This is a genomic window from Erythrobacter sp., assembly GCA_019739335.1.
GTDB lineage: Bacteria > Pseudomonadota > Alphaproteobacteria > Sphingomonadales > Sphingomonadaceae > Alteraurantiacibacter.
Map to the genome: position 1 here is coordinate 1134555 of CP073261.1, position 14567 is coordinate 1149121.

At 65.9% G+C, this 14567-nt stretch carries 14 protein-coding genes; 12 read left to right on the forward strand and 2 right to left on the reverse strand.

Features of this window, described 5'->3' with window-relative positions; translation table 11 throughout:
- The first annotated feature begins 2 nt into the window (after positions 1-2).
- From JY451_05555 to JY451_05580, 6 genes are all read left to right on the forward strand, one after another.
- Positions 3-959, forward strand: coding sequence for a MoxR family ATPase (locus JY451_05555; protein QZH76581.1), 957 nt, complete (start codon positions 3-5; stop codon positions 957-959).
- Positions 960-995: 36 nt separating this feature from the next.
- Positions 996-2336 carry a DUF58 domain-containing protein gene (locus JY451_05560; protein QZH76582.1) on the forward strand — a complete coding sequence of 447 codons (1341 nt, stop codon included), beginning with the start codon at positions 996-998 and terminating at the stop codon, positions 2334-2336.
- Positions 2337-2468: 132 nt separating this feature from the next.
- Positions 2469-3518: a stage II sporulation protein M gene (locus JY451_05565; GenBank protein ID QZH76034.1), complete on the forward strand. Its 1050-nt coding sequence runs from the start codon at positions 2469-2471 to the stop codon at positions 3516-3518.
- Between the two features lie 47 nt (positions 3519-3565).
- On the forward strand, positions 3566-4402 hold the full coding sequence (locus tag JY451_05570; protein ID QZH76583.1) for an RDD family protein: 837 nt from the start codon (positions 3566-3568) through the stop codon (positions 4400-4402).
- Positions 4402-4920, forward strand: coding sequence for a GNAT family N-acetyltransferase (locus tag JY451_05575; GenBank protein ID QZH76035.1), 519 nt, complete (start codon positions 4402-4404; stop codon positions 4918-4920). Before JY451_05570 ends, JY451_05575 begins: the two co-directional genes overlap by 1 nt.
- Before the next feature lie 54 nt (positions 4921-4974).
- Positions 4975-6225, forward strand: a complete 1251-nt coding sequence (locus JY451_05580) for an EAL domain-containing protein (protein ID QZH76036.1) — start codon at positions 4975-4977, stop codon at positions 6223-6225.
- On the opposite strand, the gene JY451_05585 is transcribed toward JY451_05580, so the two are convergent.
- On the reverse strand, positions 6222-7937 hold the full coding sequence (locus tag JY451_05585; protein ID QZH76584.1) for a cation:proton antiporter: 1716 nt from the start codon (positions 7935-7937) through the stop codon (positions 6222-6224). The genes JY451_05580 and JY451_05585 overlap by 4 nt on opposite strands.
- Positions 7938-8098: 161 nt before the next feature.
- Here JY451_05585 and ispG point away from each other — a divergent pair, with 161 nt between their 5' ends.
- From ispG to JY451_05615, 6 genes are all read left to right on the forward strand, one after another.
- Positions 8099-9250, forward strand: a complete 1152-nt coding sequence (gene ispG / locus JY451_05590) for a flavodoxin-dependent (E)-4-hydroxy-3-methylbut-2-enyl-diphosphate synthase (GenBank protein ID QZH76585.1) — start codon at positions 8099-8101, stop codon at positions 9248-9250.
- Positions 9247-9792 (forward strand): thioredoxin family protein, encoded by a 546-nt coding sequence (locus JY451_05595; GenBank protein QZH76586.1) that lies wholly within the window; start codon positions 9247-9249, stop codon positions 9790-9792. Before ispG ends, JY451_05595 begins: the two co-directional genes overlap by 4 nt.
- A gap of 45 nt (positions 9793-9837) precedes the next feature.
- Positions 9838-10749: a histone deacetylase gene (locus JY451_05600; GenBank protein QZH76587.1), complete on the forward strand. Its 912-nt coding sequence runs from the start codon at positions 9838-9840 to the stop codon at positions 10747-10749.
- An 85-nt stretch (positions 10750-10834) separates the two neighbouring features.
- Positions 10835-11317, forward strand: coding sequence for a TIGR02281 family clan AA aspartic protease (locus tag JY451_05605; GenBank protein ID QZH76588.1), 483 nt, complete (start codon positions 10835-10837; stop codon positions 11315-11317).
- A 17-nt stretch (positions 11318-11334) separates the two neighbouring features.
- Complete coding sequence (locus tag JY451_05610; protein QZH76037.1) at positions 11335-12255, forward strand: hypothetical protein; 921 nt, start codon at positions 11335-11337, stop codon at positions 12253-12255.
- A 53-nt stretch (positions 12256-12308) separates the two neighbouring features.
- On the forward strand, positions 12309-13094 hold the full coding sequence (locus tag JY451_05615) for a murein L,D-transpeptidase catalytic domain family protein (protein ID QZH76038.1): 786 nt from the start codon (positions 12309-12311) through the stop codon (positions 13092-13094).
- A 7-nt stretch (positions 13095-13101) separates the two neighbouring features.
- Here the strand turns inward: JY451_05615 and JY451_05620 are convergent, their stop codons facing one another.
- The gene (locus JY451_05620; protein ID QZH76039.1) at positions 13102-14487 is read right to left on the reverse strand and encodes a L,D-transpeptidase family protein; all 1386 of its coding nucleotides are present in this window, start codon (positions 14485-14487) and stop codon (positions 13102-13104) included.
- Positions 14488-14567: the final 80 nt, after the last annotated feature.

Consider the following 14567-nt stretch of genomic DNA (forward strand, 5'->3'; position numbering starts at 1 on the left):
GCATGACCCTGGAACAGACCGCGCAACTGGCGGGCACGATCCGGCTGGAAGTCAGCAAGGCGATTGTCGGCATGGACCAGACCATCGAGCACCTGCTGATCGCGCTGATGGCGCAGGGCCACGTGCTGCTCGAAGGCCCGCCGGGCACCGCCAAGACGTTCCTCGCCAACTGCTTCGCCCATGCCACGGGCCTCGATTTCGGGCGGATCCAGTTCACGCCGGACCTGCTGCCGGGCGACATTCTCGGTTCCAACCTGTTCAACTTCCAGACCAGCCAGTTCACCCTGACGCGCGGACCGATCTTCTGCGAACTGCTGCTGGCGGACGAGATTAACCGCACTCCGCCCAAGACCCAGGCGGCGCTGCTCGAAGCGATGCAGGAACGCCGGGTGACGCTCGACGGGGAAACGCACACGCTGGGCGATACCTTCATGGTGGTTGCCACGCAGAACCCGATCGAGAACCAGGGTGTCTATCCCCTGCCCGAAGCACAGCTTGATCGCTTCGCGTTCAAGCTACTGGTGCCATACCCCAGCTCCGAGGAAGAGGCGCGCATCGTGCAGCGCTTCGGCGACCGCAGCGGGCCGCAGAAGCCCGCCGATTTCGGGATTGCGCAGGTCGCCTCGCACGAAATGCTCGGTGCGGCGCAGGCGGCGGTGAAAAGCGTGACGCTGTCACAGGAAGTGATCGAATATTGCGTGCGGCTGGTGCGCGCCACGCGGACCAGCGCCGATATCGCCAGCGGCGCTTCCCCTCGCGCTGCCGTGCTGCTCGCCAATGCCGCGCGCGCTCGCGCCGCGCTGCACGGGCGCGGCTATGTGATTCCGGACGACGTCAAGGCACTCGCCACTGCCACACTGCGCCACCGCCTGCTGCTATCCCCCGCCGCCGAGATCGAAGGCAAGCTGGTCGAGGACCTCGTCAGCGCGATGATCGACGAGACCGAGGCGCCCCGATGACATGGTGCTGACCGCGTGAACCGCTTGCGCGCCTTGCTGGCAAAGCTGCCTCCCATCCCAATTGTGCCCACCGGGCGCACGCTGGTGCTGCTGACCCTGCTCGCCCCGCTGGCGGTGGTGGTGGCGGCAACCGCGCCGGGTGCGTGGATCGTCGCCCCTGCTGCGGCGCTGGCCTTACTGGCGGTGGCGGTGCTGGACGGCTGGCTGGCGGGAAAGAAGGTGAGTTTCGCCTATTACGTGCCTGCCGATGTCGAAGTCGGCCAGCCCGCCAAGCTCCGGGTCGATGTCGTGATCGAGCGGGACAGCGATGCCGCGCCGCCCGAGGTGTCGATCGGGTTCGAACCACGGCTGGGGGACCGGGGCGTGACCACCTTCCGGCTCAAGCCCACAGGCGAGGCCAACCACTTCTCTGGCAGCGGCAATGCCGTGCCAGTACGGCGCGGGACGGGCGACCTGCACGATCTCTGGCTGCGCTGGGCGGGGCCGCTGGGGCTGGCGGTGCGGCAGTTCCACACGCCGCTGAGCGCGCAAATCCGCGTCTGGCCCGATCTCTCGCCCGTCCGCTCCCCGGTTTTGCAGGCCTTCCTGCGCGACAGCCAGTTCGGCCTGGTCGCTCGGCGGATTCGCGGCGAGGGTACCCAGTTCGAAGCGCTGAGCGAGTACGAGGCGGGAATGGACCGCCGCCGGATCGACTGGAAGGCCAGCGCTCGCCACACCAAGCTTTATGCGCGCGAGAACGAGGCCGAGCGCGACAACCAGCTCGTCTTCGCCTTCGATTGCGGCCAGTCAATGTGCGAACCGGTGGACGGCCTGCCGCGTATCGACCGCGCGGTCTCCGCCGCGCTCACTGCCGCCTATGTCGCGCTCAAGGGCGGGGACCGGGTGAGCCTGTTCGGCTTTGCCGACCACCCGCAATTGATGACGCCGTTCGTCACCGATACCCGCGCTTTCCACCGCCTGCAAAGCGCCGCCGCCGAAATGGATTACGTGCCGCGCGAACCCAATTTCACGCTTGCGTTGGCCACGCTCACTGCCCGCCTGAAACGCCGTTCGCTGATCGTGCTGTTCTCCGACTTCGCCGATCCGACCTCTGCGGAACTGATGGTCGAAAGCGTAGAGCGGCTGGTGCGTCACCATCTGGTGATCTTCGTCACGATGGTGGACAGTGAACTGGAAGACCTCGCCGCCACCGAGCCCGAAAGCATGGGTGATATCGCCGTCGCCGTCAGCGCCGATTCGCTGGCGCGGCAACGGGCGCTGGTGCTGCAACGGCTGCGGCGGCTGGGGGTGAACGTGATCGAAGCGCCGCACGATGCGATCGGATATCGGTTGATCGATCTCTACCTAGAAAAGAAGCGTTCGGAGGCGATCGGTTGATGCAGAACCATCGTCATTGCGAGCGAAGCGAAGCAATCCAGTCCCACCGGTCGTTTCCACACGCAGGCGGCGGGACTGGATTGCCGCGTCGCCTACGGCTCCTCGCAATGACGAAGAAGGGAGCTTAGCCCAATGGCCCTTTCCCTCTTCAAATCTGCCGAAATCGAACCTCCCGCCGATATCGAGGCGGCATCGCTGCGTTCCGACCGCTTCCGGCTCGAGCGCGAAGTCGATTGGCAGCGGCTCGATGCCATTGTCACCGCGCTGGAAAAGGGGCGACCCGGCAGGATCAGCGATCACGACCTGCTCGAATTGCCGGTACTCTACCGCAAGGCCGCGTCCAGCCTCGCGGTAGCGCGCGAGACGTCGCTCGATGCCGCCGCGCTCGACTATCTCGAAGCGCTGGTACGGCGCGCCTGGTTCCAGATCTACGGCCCGCGCGTGGGCCTGTTCGGCTGGCTGCGGCGGTTCTTCGGCGGCGGTTGGAGCGCTGCGGTGCGGGCGATCTGGCTCGACATCTGCATATCGCTGGCGGTGATGGTGGCGGGGACAGTGGTGGGCTGGCTGCTGGTGGCGCAGGATCGCGAGTGGTTCTTTGCTCTCGTTCCCGGCGGCATGGCCGGCGGGCGCGTGCCCGGAGCGCCCCGCGAAGTGCTGGAAGAAACGCTTGCCAGCACCGACAGCGGCGAAGGGCTGACCGTGTTTGCCGCCTCGCTATTCTCGAACAACACCGGCGTTGCCATCATGGCCTTCGCGCTGGGCTTTGCCTTCGGCGTGCCGACGCTGCTGCTGCTGGTGTACAACATGGCACTGCTCGGGGCGATGCTGTGGGTGTTTGCCGATGCCGGGCTGGGCTGGGAATTCGCTGCCTGGCTTTCGGTCCACGGCACGACCGAACTCGGCGCGATCCTGCTCGCGGGTGCGGCAGGGCTGCACGTCGGGCGGACGATGGCCTTTCCCGGTGAACGCGCCATTCTTGCCGCGCTGCAGAGCGCCGGCGTGCGCTCGGCGCAGGTGATGGCGGGCTGCACGATCATGCTCATCGTTGCGGGATTGCTGGAAGGCTATGCCCGCCAGTTGGTGGGCGATATCGGCGCGCGCTTCGCCATCGGCGGCACCATGCTGGCGCTGTGGATCTTCTACTTCGCCTTCGCCAAGGCTCCGCGGGAGAGCGAAACGTGAACGCGGTGACCTATCTGGCACGGCGCGAAGCGGGCAAGCGGGACCGGATGCTGGTCACGCCCGAAGGCCTTGCCCTGCCGCTGACAGTGGGCAGCCGGGGCAATCGCGCGGGCGCGCTGCTGCTCGATATCATGTTCATCGCCATCGGCGTGATCGTGTTCTTCCTGATCCTTGCCGCTGTCGGCATCGGCCTGCTCGATCTGGCAGCGATGGAAGAGCCGACCCCGGCGCTCGAACTGGTAATCGTGCTGATCATCATGCTGATGTTCCTTGCCCGGTACGGCTATTTCATGTGGTTCGAACTCGGCCCGCGCGCGGCGACACCCGGCAAGCGGCTGCTCGGCCTGCGCGTTGCGGCGCGCGACGGTGGGCGACTGACGGCGGAAATGGTAATCGCCCGCAATCTGGTGCGCGATGTCGAGGTATTCATCCCGCTGTTCTTCCTGCTCGGCGGCGGCGAGCAGGCGGGGGTGGCGGGGCTGGCCGCCTTTATCTGGCTGGCGGTATTCGTGCTGTTCCCCTTCTTCAACAAGGACAACCTGCGCGCCGGCGATCTGGTGGCGGGCACCTGGGTGGTCGAGGCCCGCTCGGCCAAGCTGAAGAACGCCATGTCACTCGCCCCTGATCGCCGCACGCAGTACAAGTTCGGTGATGCCGAGCTGGCCGTCTATGGGGAGCACGAGTTGCAGGTGCTCGAAAACGTGCTGCGGCAGAACCAGCCCGAAGCGATGCGCGATGTCGCCGAAGCGATCACCAACAAGATCGGCTGGACGCTGGGCCGGGGGGACGAGCGCGAATTCCTCGAAGCCTTCTACGCCGCACTGCGCGGGCACCTGGAAAGCGGGATGCGGTTCGGCAAGCGCAAGAAGGACAAGTTCTCCTGATGCTGCTGCGCGCTGCCTTGCCCGAAGATGCGGAGCCGCTGGCCCGGCTGGGGAGGGAGAGCTTCTGCGCCGCCTTTGCCCATCTGTATCGGCCGGATGACCTCAGCGCCTTTCTGGCCGAGGTATATGCAGTGGAAGTAGTCGCGAGCGAGATTGCCGACCCGACGATCACCCACCGGCTGGCGTGCGATCCGGCAAGCGGCGCACTCACCGGCTTCATCAAGCTGCGCCAGCCAAGCTGGTATGCCGAACATTCGGACGCCGCCCGGCCCATCGCCTTGGGTCAGCTCTATACCGATCCCGCGCGCGTCGGCCAGGGCATCGGCGCCGCATTGATGGACTGGGCGCTGGCAGAGGCGCGGGCGCGCGGCTGCGATGCCGTGCAACTGTCGGTCTGGGCCGAAAACTTCGGCGCGCAGCGGTTCTACCAGCGGTACGGTTTCGCCAAGATCGCCGATATCGACTTCTGGGTCGGCGAGCAGCGCGACGAGGAATTGCTCTACGAGTTGCGTCTTTAGGCGCGCCAAAACGCGGTTAAGCTCGTTTTAGGCTATTTGCGGCACAAGGCGCGCATGGCCCAAGCCGCATTGCAACTGCCCGACTTCGAGGCACCCGCCCGCCCGCTCTCCGACGAACTGGTGCGCGACGCCGGGATTGAACGCATCCTCACCGCAGTGCGCGGGCATCTGGGGGTCGAGATCGCTTTTGTCGCCCGCTATGTCGAGGGCGAGCAGCGCGAACTAACCCATGTGAGCACCGATCTCGACCTGCCGATGGGCCCCGGCTTCCGCGATGCGCGCGAAGCGGGCTATTGCTGGCACATCCTCAATGGCCGCCTGCCCGAACTGATTCAGGACCCGGCCGATTTCCCGCTGACGAAGACGCTGGCGATCACCGATTTTCTGCCCGTCGGCTGCCATATCAATACCCCGTTGCGGCTGTCTGACGGCACCGTCTGGGGCAGTTTCTGCGCGCTCGGCCGTAAGCCGGACCGGACGATGAACGAACGCGATCTGCTGATCCTGAAGAGCTTCGCCGGGCTGGCTGCCGAACGGATCGAAAGCTCGCTCGAAGGCGAGATGCGCAACATGGAAGCGCGCAAGCGGGTCGAATCGATGCTCGACGGGCACGGCGTTTCCACTTTCCAGCAGCCGATCATTTCGCTCGCCACCGGCAAGGCGGTCGGCGTCGAATGCCTGTCACGCTTCCCCGATCTCACCAAACGAGGTCCCGATGCCTGGTTCGACGATGCCGAGCTGGTCGGCCTTGGCAAGGAACTGGAAATGACCGCGGTGCGCTGTGCGCTCGATTCGCTGGGGCATATTCCGGATGGCATCTACGCCACCATCAACGTCTCGCCGCAGACAGTGGCCTCGGGCGTGCTGCGCGAATTGCTCGAAACCGTCGAGTTGAGGAACCTGGTGGTCGAGATCACCGAGCATTGCCAAGTGGACGATTTCGAAGAGCTGGCGCGCGAGATTACTGCATTGAAGGCCTACGCCCGGATTGCCATCGACGATGTCGGCACCGGCTATTCCGGCCTGCGCCACATTGTCGACCTGCAACCCGACATCCTCAAGATGGACATGGTGCTGACCCGCGGGATCGAAGCCGACCCGGCGCGCAAGGCGATGACGGCGGCGCTGGTGCAACTGGCGCGCGAGATCGGCTGCACGCTGGTGGCCGAAGGGATCGAGACCGAGCACGAAGCGCGGGTGATGAAGAAGCTCGGCGTCGATTGCGGCCAGGGCTATCTCTACTCGCGCCCGCTGCCGGTGGTGGCGTCGCAGCAGTTCCTGCTTGAAAGCGCGAGCCGCGCCTAGCTCTCCCCGCGAAGTGCCCGCTGCTGTTCGCGGGTCATTTCCTGCGCGGCGTAGATATCCCCGCCATCGATCTGGAGCCGCATCCTTTCGTGATCGTTCTTGCGATAGGTTGCTTCGGCCCGGTCGATGTCTTCCTGACTGAGGCCAAGTTTCGCCAGCGCCATCAGGGCCATGCGGATCGCGGACTCATTCACTTCGCGCACGACATATTCTGCCGGGCTTTGCGCCAGCGAAATGATCGATCGCCGATCAAAGCCGCGGACATAAATGAATGCCCGCGGAAATGCCTCGTGCACCGAAGCGATCAGGTCAGCATCCGGCACCACATCGGCGCAGAACATGATCAGTTGCGCATCACCGGCACCTGCCTGCCGTAGCAGGTCCAGCCGCATGCCATCGCCATAGTAAACCTTGCTGCCGAAGGCTTCGGCGAGGTCGATCTGCTCCGCCTTGCGGTCGATAACGGTCAGCGAGATTCCTCCCGCAAGCAGGATGTTGGCAACCCCTTGGCCGAACCTGCCGTAGCCGATCACAACCGCGCTGGCGCCCTCGGCCACGGGTTCGGCGCGCGTGGCACTTTCGTCCACAGGCTCTTGCCGGATCCGCCGCGTTATCAGCATCAGGAACGGGGTGGCGGCCATCGACAGGGTAACGATGGCGCCGAAAATACTCGCCGATTCCTGCTCGATCAGCAACGCGCTCTGCGCCGTGGTGTAGAGCACAAAGGCGAATTCGCCGCCCTGGCTGAGCAACAAGCCCAGCGCCAGCGCGGCACGCCAGCGCATTTTCATCAGCAGCCCCAGCCCCGTAATGATCGCGGTCTTGACCACGATCAACAACGCGGCAAAGCCGATCACAAAGCCGGGCCGCTCGGCCACGGCGCCCAGATCGAGCATCATCCCCACGGCCACGAAGAACAGGCCCAGCAGGATCGAGCGGAACGGCTCGATATCCGCTTCCAGCTCGTGCCGGTAGGGCGTATCGGCCAGCATGACCCCGGCGATGAAAGCCCCCAGCGCGGGCGAGAGGCCGAGCGCCTGCATCACGGCCGCACTCGCCAAGACGGTGAACAGCGCAGCGACCACGAACAGCTCGCGCTCCCCCAGTCCGCCGATCAGCCGGAACAGCGGGCGGATCAGCAGCCGCCCCGCGAGGATCAGCCCGATGATCGCGCCCAGCGTAATCAGGCCGAGCAACCAGCCCGCCGGGCCTTCCTCCGCTGCCGGATTGCGGCTCATCGCAGCGATGATGGTGAGCAGCGGGATGATCGAGAGGTCCTGGAACAGCAGGATGCCGAACGCTTTCTCCCCAAACGGCGTGCGAAGCCGCCCCGCCGATTGCAGCATCGGCAGCACCTGCGCGGTGGAGGACAGGCCCAGCGGCAGGCCGATGGCGAGCGCGGCGGCGGTCGTGTAGCCCGTCAGCGCCAGAATAGTGGCGGTCACCGCCAGCCCGCAGGCGACCACCTGCGCCAGCCCCAGCCCGAAGATCAGCCCCTTCATTCGCCACAACCGTGTAGGACTCAGTTCGAGCCCGACCACGAACAGCAGCATCACGATGCCGAGTTCGGCAAAGGTCGCCATTTCCTCGGCATTGCCCACCAGCCCCAGCACTTGCGGCCCGAGCAGCGCGCCAGCCACCAGATAGCCCAGCGTCGCCCCAAGGCCAGCGCGGCGGAAGGCGAGCACCGCGATAAGCGCAAAGCCGAGCATCAGCAACGCGTCGCGCAGCATTTCCCCGCCCCCGTGACCTTCCATGGTGCCTGTGTTCCCTGCCAATCGATCCAGTTTGGCTGGCCTAGCGCTTCACGCTTCGCCTGTCATTGCTCCTTCACACGCGCTGGCCTATATCGTGCATCATGTCAGCAGACGCCATTTCCCGAATTCGCCCCTGGCGCATGATCGAGCGCCGCCAATCCCGCCAGATCATGCTGGGAAATGTCCCCGTGGGTGGCGACGCGCCGATCACGGTGCAGACCATGACCAACACCCCGACCGAGGACGTTGGCGCCACCATTGACCAGATCCGGCGCTGCGAGGAAGCCGGGGCGGATATCATCCGCGTGTCCTGCCCGACCGAGGAATCGACCGCGCATTTCGACCAGATCACCCGCGCCGCCAAGGTGCCGATCGTTGCCGACATCCATTTCCATTACAAACGCGCGCTCGAAGCTGCGGACAAGGGCGCGGCCTGCCTGCGAATCAATCCGGGCAATATCGGCTCGTCCGAACGGGTCGCCGAAGTGGTCCGCGCGGCCAAGGCCAACGGCTGCGCCATCCGCATCGGCGTGAACGCGGGGAGCCTCGAACGCGACCTGCTGGAAAAATACGGCGAGCCCTGCCCCGACGCACTGGTCGAGTCTGCGCTCGATCATATCAAGCTGTTGCAGGACCACGACTTCCACGAGTTCAAGGTGGCGGTGAAAGCCTCCGACGTGTTCCTCGCCGTAGCCGCCTATATGCAACTGGCCGAAACGGTCGATTGCCCGCTGCACCTCGGCATCACCGAAGCGGGCGGGCTGATCGGCGGCACGGTGAAAAGCGCCATCGGCATCGGCAACCTGCTGTGGGCAGGGATCGGCGACACGATCCGCGTCAGCCTTTCGGCAGAGCCGGAGCGCGAAGTGAAGGTCGGCTTCGAAATCCTCAAGTCGCTGGGCCTGCGCACGCGCGGAGTGCGGGTAGTGTCCTGCCCGTCCTGCTCGCGGCAGGGGTTCGACGTGATCCGCACCGTCGAAGCGCTCGAAGCGCGGCTGGAGCATATCAAGACGCCGATGAGCCTTTCGGTATTGGGATGCGTGGTCAACGGGCCGGGTGAAGCGCGCGAGACCGACATCGGCATCACCGGCGGCGGCGCGGGCAAGCATATGGTCTATCTGTCGGGCGTCACCGATCATCATGTCGAAAGCGAGGCCATGCTCGATCACATCGTGGCGCTGGTGGAAGCCAAGGCGGCCGAGATCGAGGCAGGCACATCGACGGCTTTCGATCCGCACGCCCAAGAGCCAGCAGTGGCGGCGGAATAGTGCGAACCCTGTTGCTGGCGGGCTTCGCGCTCGCCCTCGCCGGCTGTGCCACCACCGCGCCCGAAGCGGCGCATAGTCCCAGCTATCCCGAAGCGAGTTCTTTCGCCGTCACCGCTGATCCGATGGGCGAAGTCGATGCCGCGCTCACCAAGGCCGCGCGGGACGATACCCGCCTGCTGCTGGTGATGGGCGCCAACTGGTGCCACGACAGTCGCGCGCTCGCGGGATGGCTGGGAACCGAGCGGTTCCAGAGCCTGATTGCCGAGCACTACGAGCTGGTCTTCGTCAACGTGGGCCTGCCGCAGACCGGGGACGGGCACAATTTCCACATTGCTCGCCGGTTCGGGCTGGAGGAACTGCCCGGCACCCCGAACCTGCTGGTGGTCACTCCCGAAGGTACGCTGGTCAACGCCGACAGCGCCACCACCTGGCGCAACGCCGCCAGCCGCAGCGAGGACGCGATCTACGCCGAACTGGTGGAACTGGCGCACCGCCCCGCGAACGTGATCGAGCCGGTGGAAGGCATCGAGATCGCGCAATAGCTATCAATCACCGCCGTGCTCCACGTCGTCCACCACGCCGACTACATGGCCCCGCCTCCGGAACGCGGCACCTTCCGGTTCGACAAGTACTATCTGGTGATGGAGGCGCTGCGCCAGAGCGGCTTCGCGATCACCGAACACGCCCCTTCCCCAATGCCGCGCCTGTGGCTGGAGGCGGTGCATTGTCCTGATTACGTCGAGCAAGTGCTGACCGCCAGCGTGCCGCCCGACAAGGAGCGGCGGATCGGCTTTCCGGTCACTCCGGCGATCTCTGCCCGCGTCCAGCACACCAACGGCGGCACCTGGCTGGCGGCCAAGCTGGCCATGCAGCACGGCTATGCCGCCAACAGCGCGGCGGGCAGCCACCATGCGCTGAACGACACCGGCGCAGGCTATTGCGTGTTCAACGATCTCGCCGTCACCGCCAATCGCCTGCTGGCCGAAGGCGATGCGCGCCGCGTGCTGATCGTCGATTGCGACGTGCACCAGGGTGATGGCACCGCCAGCCTGATGGGAGGGCGTGAAGACGTTTTTACCCTGTCGCTGCACGCGGAGAAGAATTTCCCGGCGCGCAAGGCCCGCTCCTCGCTCGACGTCGCGCTGCCCGACGGGACGGGGGATGCCGCCTATCTCGATGCACTCGCCGCGCACCTACCGCGCGTGCTCGACGACTTCGCGCCCGACATCGTGCTCTATCAGGCAGGGGTGGACCCGCACGGCGACGACCGGCTGGGGCGGCTGGCGCTCACCGATGCCGGATTGGTCGCGCGCGATCGTTATCTCCTGGCTCAAGCCCGCCAGCGCGGTCTGCCGCTCGCCAGCGCGCTGGGCGGCGGATATGGGGCGGACCCGCGCGAAGTCGCCGCGCGCCACGCCTGCTCGATGCTGGCGATGGCCTTCCCCGATGCGAAGCTTGCCGCGCTACAAAAGGCCGCCGCTCTCTTTACCGAGGCTTAAGGCGCCAGCAGCTACGCTCCCGCGCATGGATCTGCGCATTCCCCTTGCCGCCGTGCTGGTGACCGGCGGCCTCGTCGGGCTGGCCATGCCGACGATCACGGCGAGTGAGGGATCGCCCGCGACTGCAACCGACCGCAGTCAAGGCGAAGCAAGCGATAGCCTGGCGGTGCTCAGCGGCGCAGAAGCGCCCGATACCTGGGCCGAGGAAGTCACGCTGGACCGCGAGCGGGACGGGCATTTCTACGCCGACGTTACCGTCGATGGCGTGCCGACGCGGATGCTGGTCGATACCGGGGCCAGCGTGGTCGCGCTGACCGGGGACGATGCCGCCGCGATGGGGCTGACATGGGATCCCTCCGCCGTTGCACCGGTGGCGCAGGGAGCCAGCGGCCCGGTCTATGGCGTGCATACCCGGCTAGCGTATGTCTCGGTCGGCAATTTCGAAGCGCGCGATGTCGAGGCGATGATCATCCCGGAGGGTCTGGGCATTTCGCTGCTCGGCCAGTCCTTCCTTTCCTCGGTGCGGCAGGTGCAGATCGAAGGCGATCGCATGGTGCTGGAAAACTAGGGCGCAATGCCATGAACATGAGCAGCCTCCTCCCGCGCCGCTGGCGCAGCAAGCTGGACGCCAACCGCCATGCCGAGGCGATTGCGGGCGTGCTGACCACCCCGCCGATCGTGCCGAAGGCGGATGGCGTGGTACTGTTCTCGATGATCGGCACGGCCGTACTGCTGCCCTATCTCGTGGCGGTGAAGAGCCTTTGGCACCACCTCCAGCGCGGGCGCGTGGCGATCCTTGATGACGGCACGCTGACCGCGCAGGACCGCGCGATCCTTGCCCACCATTGCGGCGATCCGCAGTTCTTTTCGCTGGCGCAGGTCGAGCGCGGCCCGTTCCCGCAGGGCGGCTGCTGGGAGCGGTTCCTGACGATCCTCGACCATCGCGGCGGCGAATACTGGATCCAGCTCGACAGCGACACGGTGACGCTCGGCCCGGTGCCCGAACTGGCGCAGGCGCTGGCGACCAACCGCAGCTTCACCCTGCTCGGCGGGGGCGATGCCGAAGGGCTGCCGCTGGACCTGCGAGCGTTTTCAGCCGCAGCCTATCCCGACGGCCCGCAGGACGGGCATATCCAGACTCAGATCGAGAGCCGCATGGGCCTGATCGACAAGCCCGGCTGGCGCTATGTGCGCGGTTGCGCAGGCTTCGCCGGGTTTGCCGCCGGGGGTCCGGGGCGCAGCCTTGCTGCGGCTTTCCTCAATCAGATGGCGGGGCTGGTCGGCGAAGAGCAGATGGCGACTTGGGGCACCGAACAGATCGCCAGCAATTTCCACGTGGCCAACGAACCCAGCCCGGTGCTGCTGCCCTATGCGCGCTACCTGAACTACTGGAACGAGGACTGGGAGCCAGACGCGGCCTTCGTCCATTTCGTCGGCACCCACCGGCATGACAATGGTGCCTATGTGGCGGCCAGCCTTGCGGCGATCGAGCTGCTGAAGGGCTGATTTTCCCTCAGCGTATGGACAATGTTCAGGCAATGGGTGCAATATTGCCAGCAATGAACCGCCGCCAGCTTCTCGCCAGTTCGCTCGCCACGTCATTGGCCGCCGGGGCCGCACTTGCGACGCCTGCGCGTGTCTTCGCGCAGGCCGCCCCCGATCCGCGCAGCCGTCGCCTGCTCGAGGTGGCGGCGCGCGAAGTGGCGCGCAACACCCATGCCCTGTGGCACCGCGATGTGGTAGGAATCGCCGATTTCGGCCTGCATTCCAGCCTGCCGCGCTTCCATTTCGTCGATCTGCTGGCGGGCCGGGTGGATTCGGTGCTGGTGGCGCATGGCAGCGGGTCCGACCCTGAGCACGACGGCTGGCTGAATGGCTTCTCCAACCTGCATGACAGCTGGGCGACCAGCAAGGGCGCCTATATCAGCTGGGAATGGTATACGGGCCGTTATGGAACTTCAGTGCGATTGGGCGGACTTGATCCCGACAATTCAGAGGCCTTTCCTCGCGCGATCGTGATGCACGCAGCGAGCTATGCTACGCCCGATCACGTGGCGCGCTGGGGGCGGCTGGGGCGTTCGAACGGTTGTTTCGCCTTCGGGCCGGAGGCTTTCCCGCAGGCGCTGACCCGGCTGATGGGCGGGCGGTTGCTCTATGCCGAGAGGTTGGGGATCGGCGAAGACGGCGCGGAAGTGGCAATCCCCAGCCAGCAGCCGGTCGATTTCGAAGCCTTCGCCGCGGAAAATCGCGCCCGCTTCGCTACCGAAGAGGCCCGTGGCGCGGAGGAACTGGCGCAACTCTATGCCGAGGCCAATCCGGCGCTGGCTGAAACCGTCTCCGAATAATCAGGCGTCAGCCAACAACCGTCCGCGCGTCATCGACAATCTCGATAACTTCCTCATCGCTTTCACGCGCGCGGTTACCCACGCGGGGAGCTTCGAGCGCGGCCAGCACCGGGGCATCGCGGTCGTAAATGTCGTCGAAGCCGCGCAGGGCGCCATCGATATCCACGCCCATGGTAAAATAGGTGATGTAGACCGGCATCGTCCGTTCGACCGGCACCCGCGTGTATTCACCGCTGGTGCTGATCTCCACCGCTTCGTCCCGCGTAGCCCCGCCGCCGAGGATCGCCACCGTCATCGCCAGTTCCAGCGCCCGCTCGACGCGAATGCAGCCGTGGCTTCGCGCGCGGTTCTCGCTGGCGAACAGGTTGCGCGCGGGGGTATCGTGGAGGAAAATCGCGTGTTCGTTGGGCATGTCGAGCTTCATCATGCCGAGCGAATTGTTCGGTCCCGGCTGCTGCACCACGCTGATCCAGCCGTTCGCGCCGCGGGTGGCGGTGTAGCCGTTTGCGCGCGCCCATGTCGGATTGTTGAGCACCCGGTTGCCGAGCCCCTCGCCGCGCACGATGCTCTGCGGCACTGTCCAGGTCGGGTTGAAAATCACCCCTTCAACGGTTTCCGCGAGCTGCGGGGTGGCGGTGCGGCCCGGCGCACCGACGATCGTGCGATAGGTCCGGATGATCTGGTTGTTCACCGTCAGCCGCAGCTGATATTCAGGCACGTTGGTGATGAGGTATTGCCCGCCCAGATCGCGCGCCAGCCAGCGCCAGCGATCCATGTTTGCGCGGATCAGGCGGCGGCGCGAAGTGTTGGCCTGCGGGGTATCCGCCAGCGCTTCGCGCAGCGCGGCATAGTCGGGATGGGTGGGATTGAGCGAAGCAAGCACGCGGGCGACATCGCCGCTTGCCAGCGCCTCGGCCATCAGGTCGCGGGCAGGCATCAGGTCCGCGTCGGGATCGACCACAAACCATTGGCGACGCGCCGCCATCGGCGTGCGCCCGTCACGAAGGTCCTCGACCAGCCAGGTGAACACGCCGCTGGCGCGGTTATTGAGCGCATCGCCCGGTCCGCGGGCGATTTCTTCGCGCAGCAGGTCCGGGCGGTAATCGTCGGGATCGAGGCCTTCGGTGCCGATCCGCTCGACAAAATCGGCCAGCGCACTCGCCGCCTCGACCGACCACTGCTGGACCGCCGGCTGGCGCGGATCTGGCTGGGCGAATTCCTGCGCAAAAGTGCGCGGATTCTGGGTGACCGGGGCGGCATCCTCCTGCGCGAGAACATCCTGCGCCTGTACCGTCTGCGCGGCCCCGGTGGCGGTCAGTATCGCAGTCGTGGCAAGTGCGCCGAAAAGGCCGACGAAACGCATCAGAATCGGGTTCCTGTTAACCATAATCATCGGCGGACTGTGCCGACTTCAATTCACTCTATCAAGCGCAGCCGCTTTCGCGCGCCTGAACCGTAAGCTGTGCCCATTGT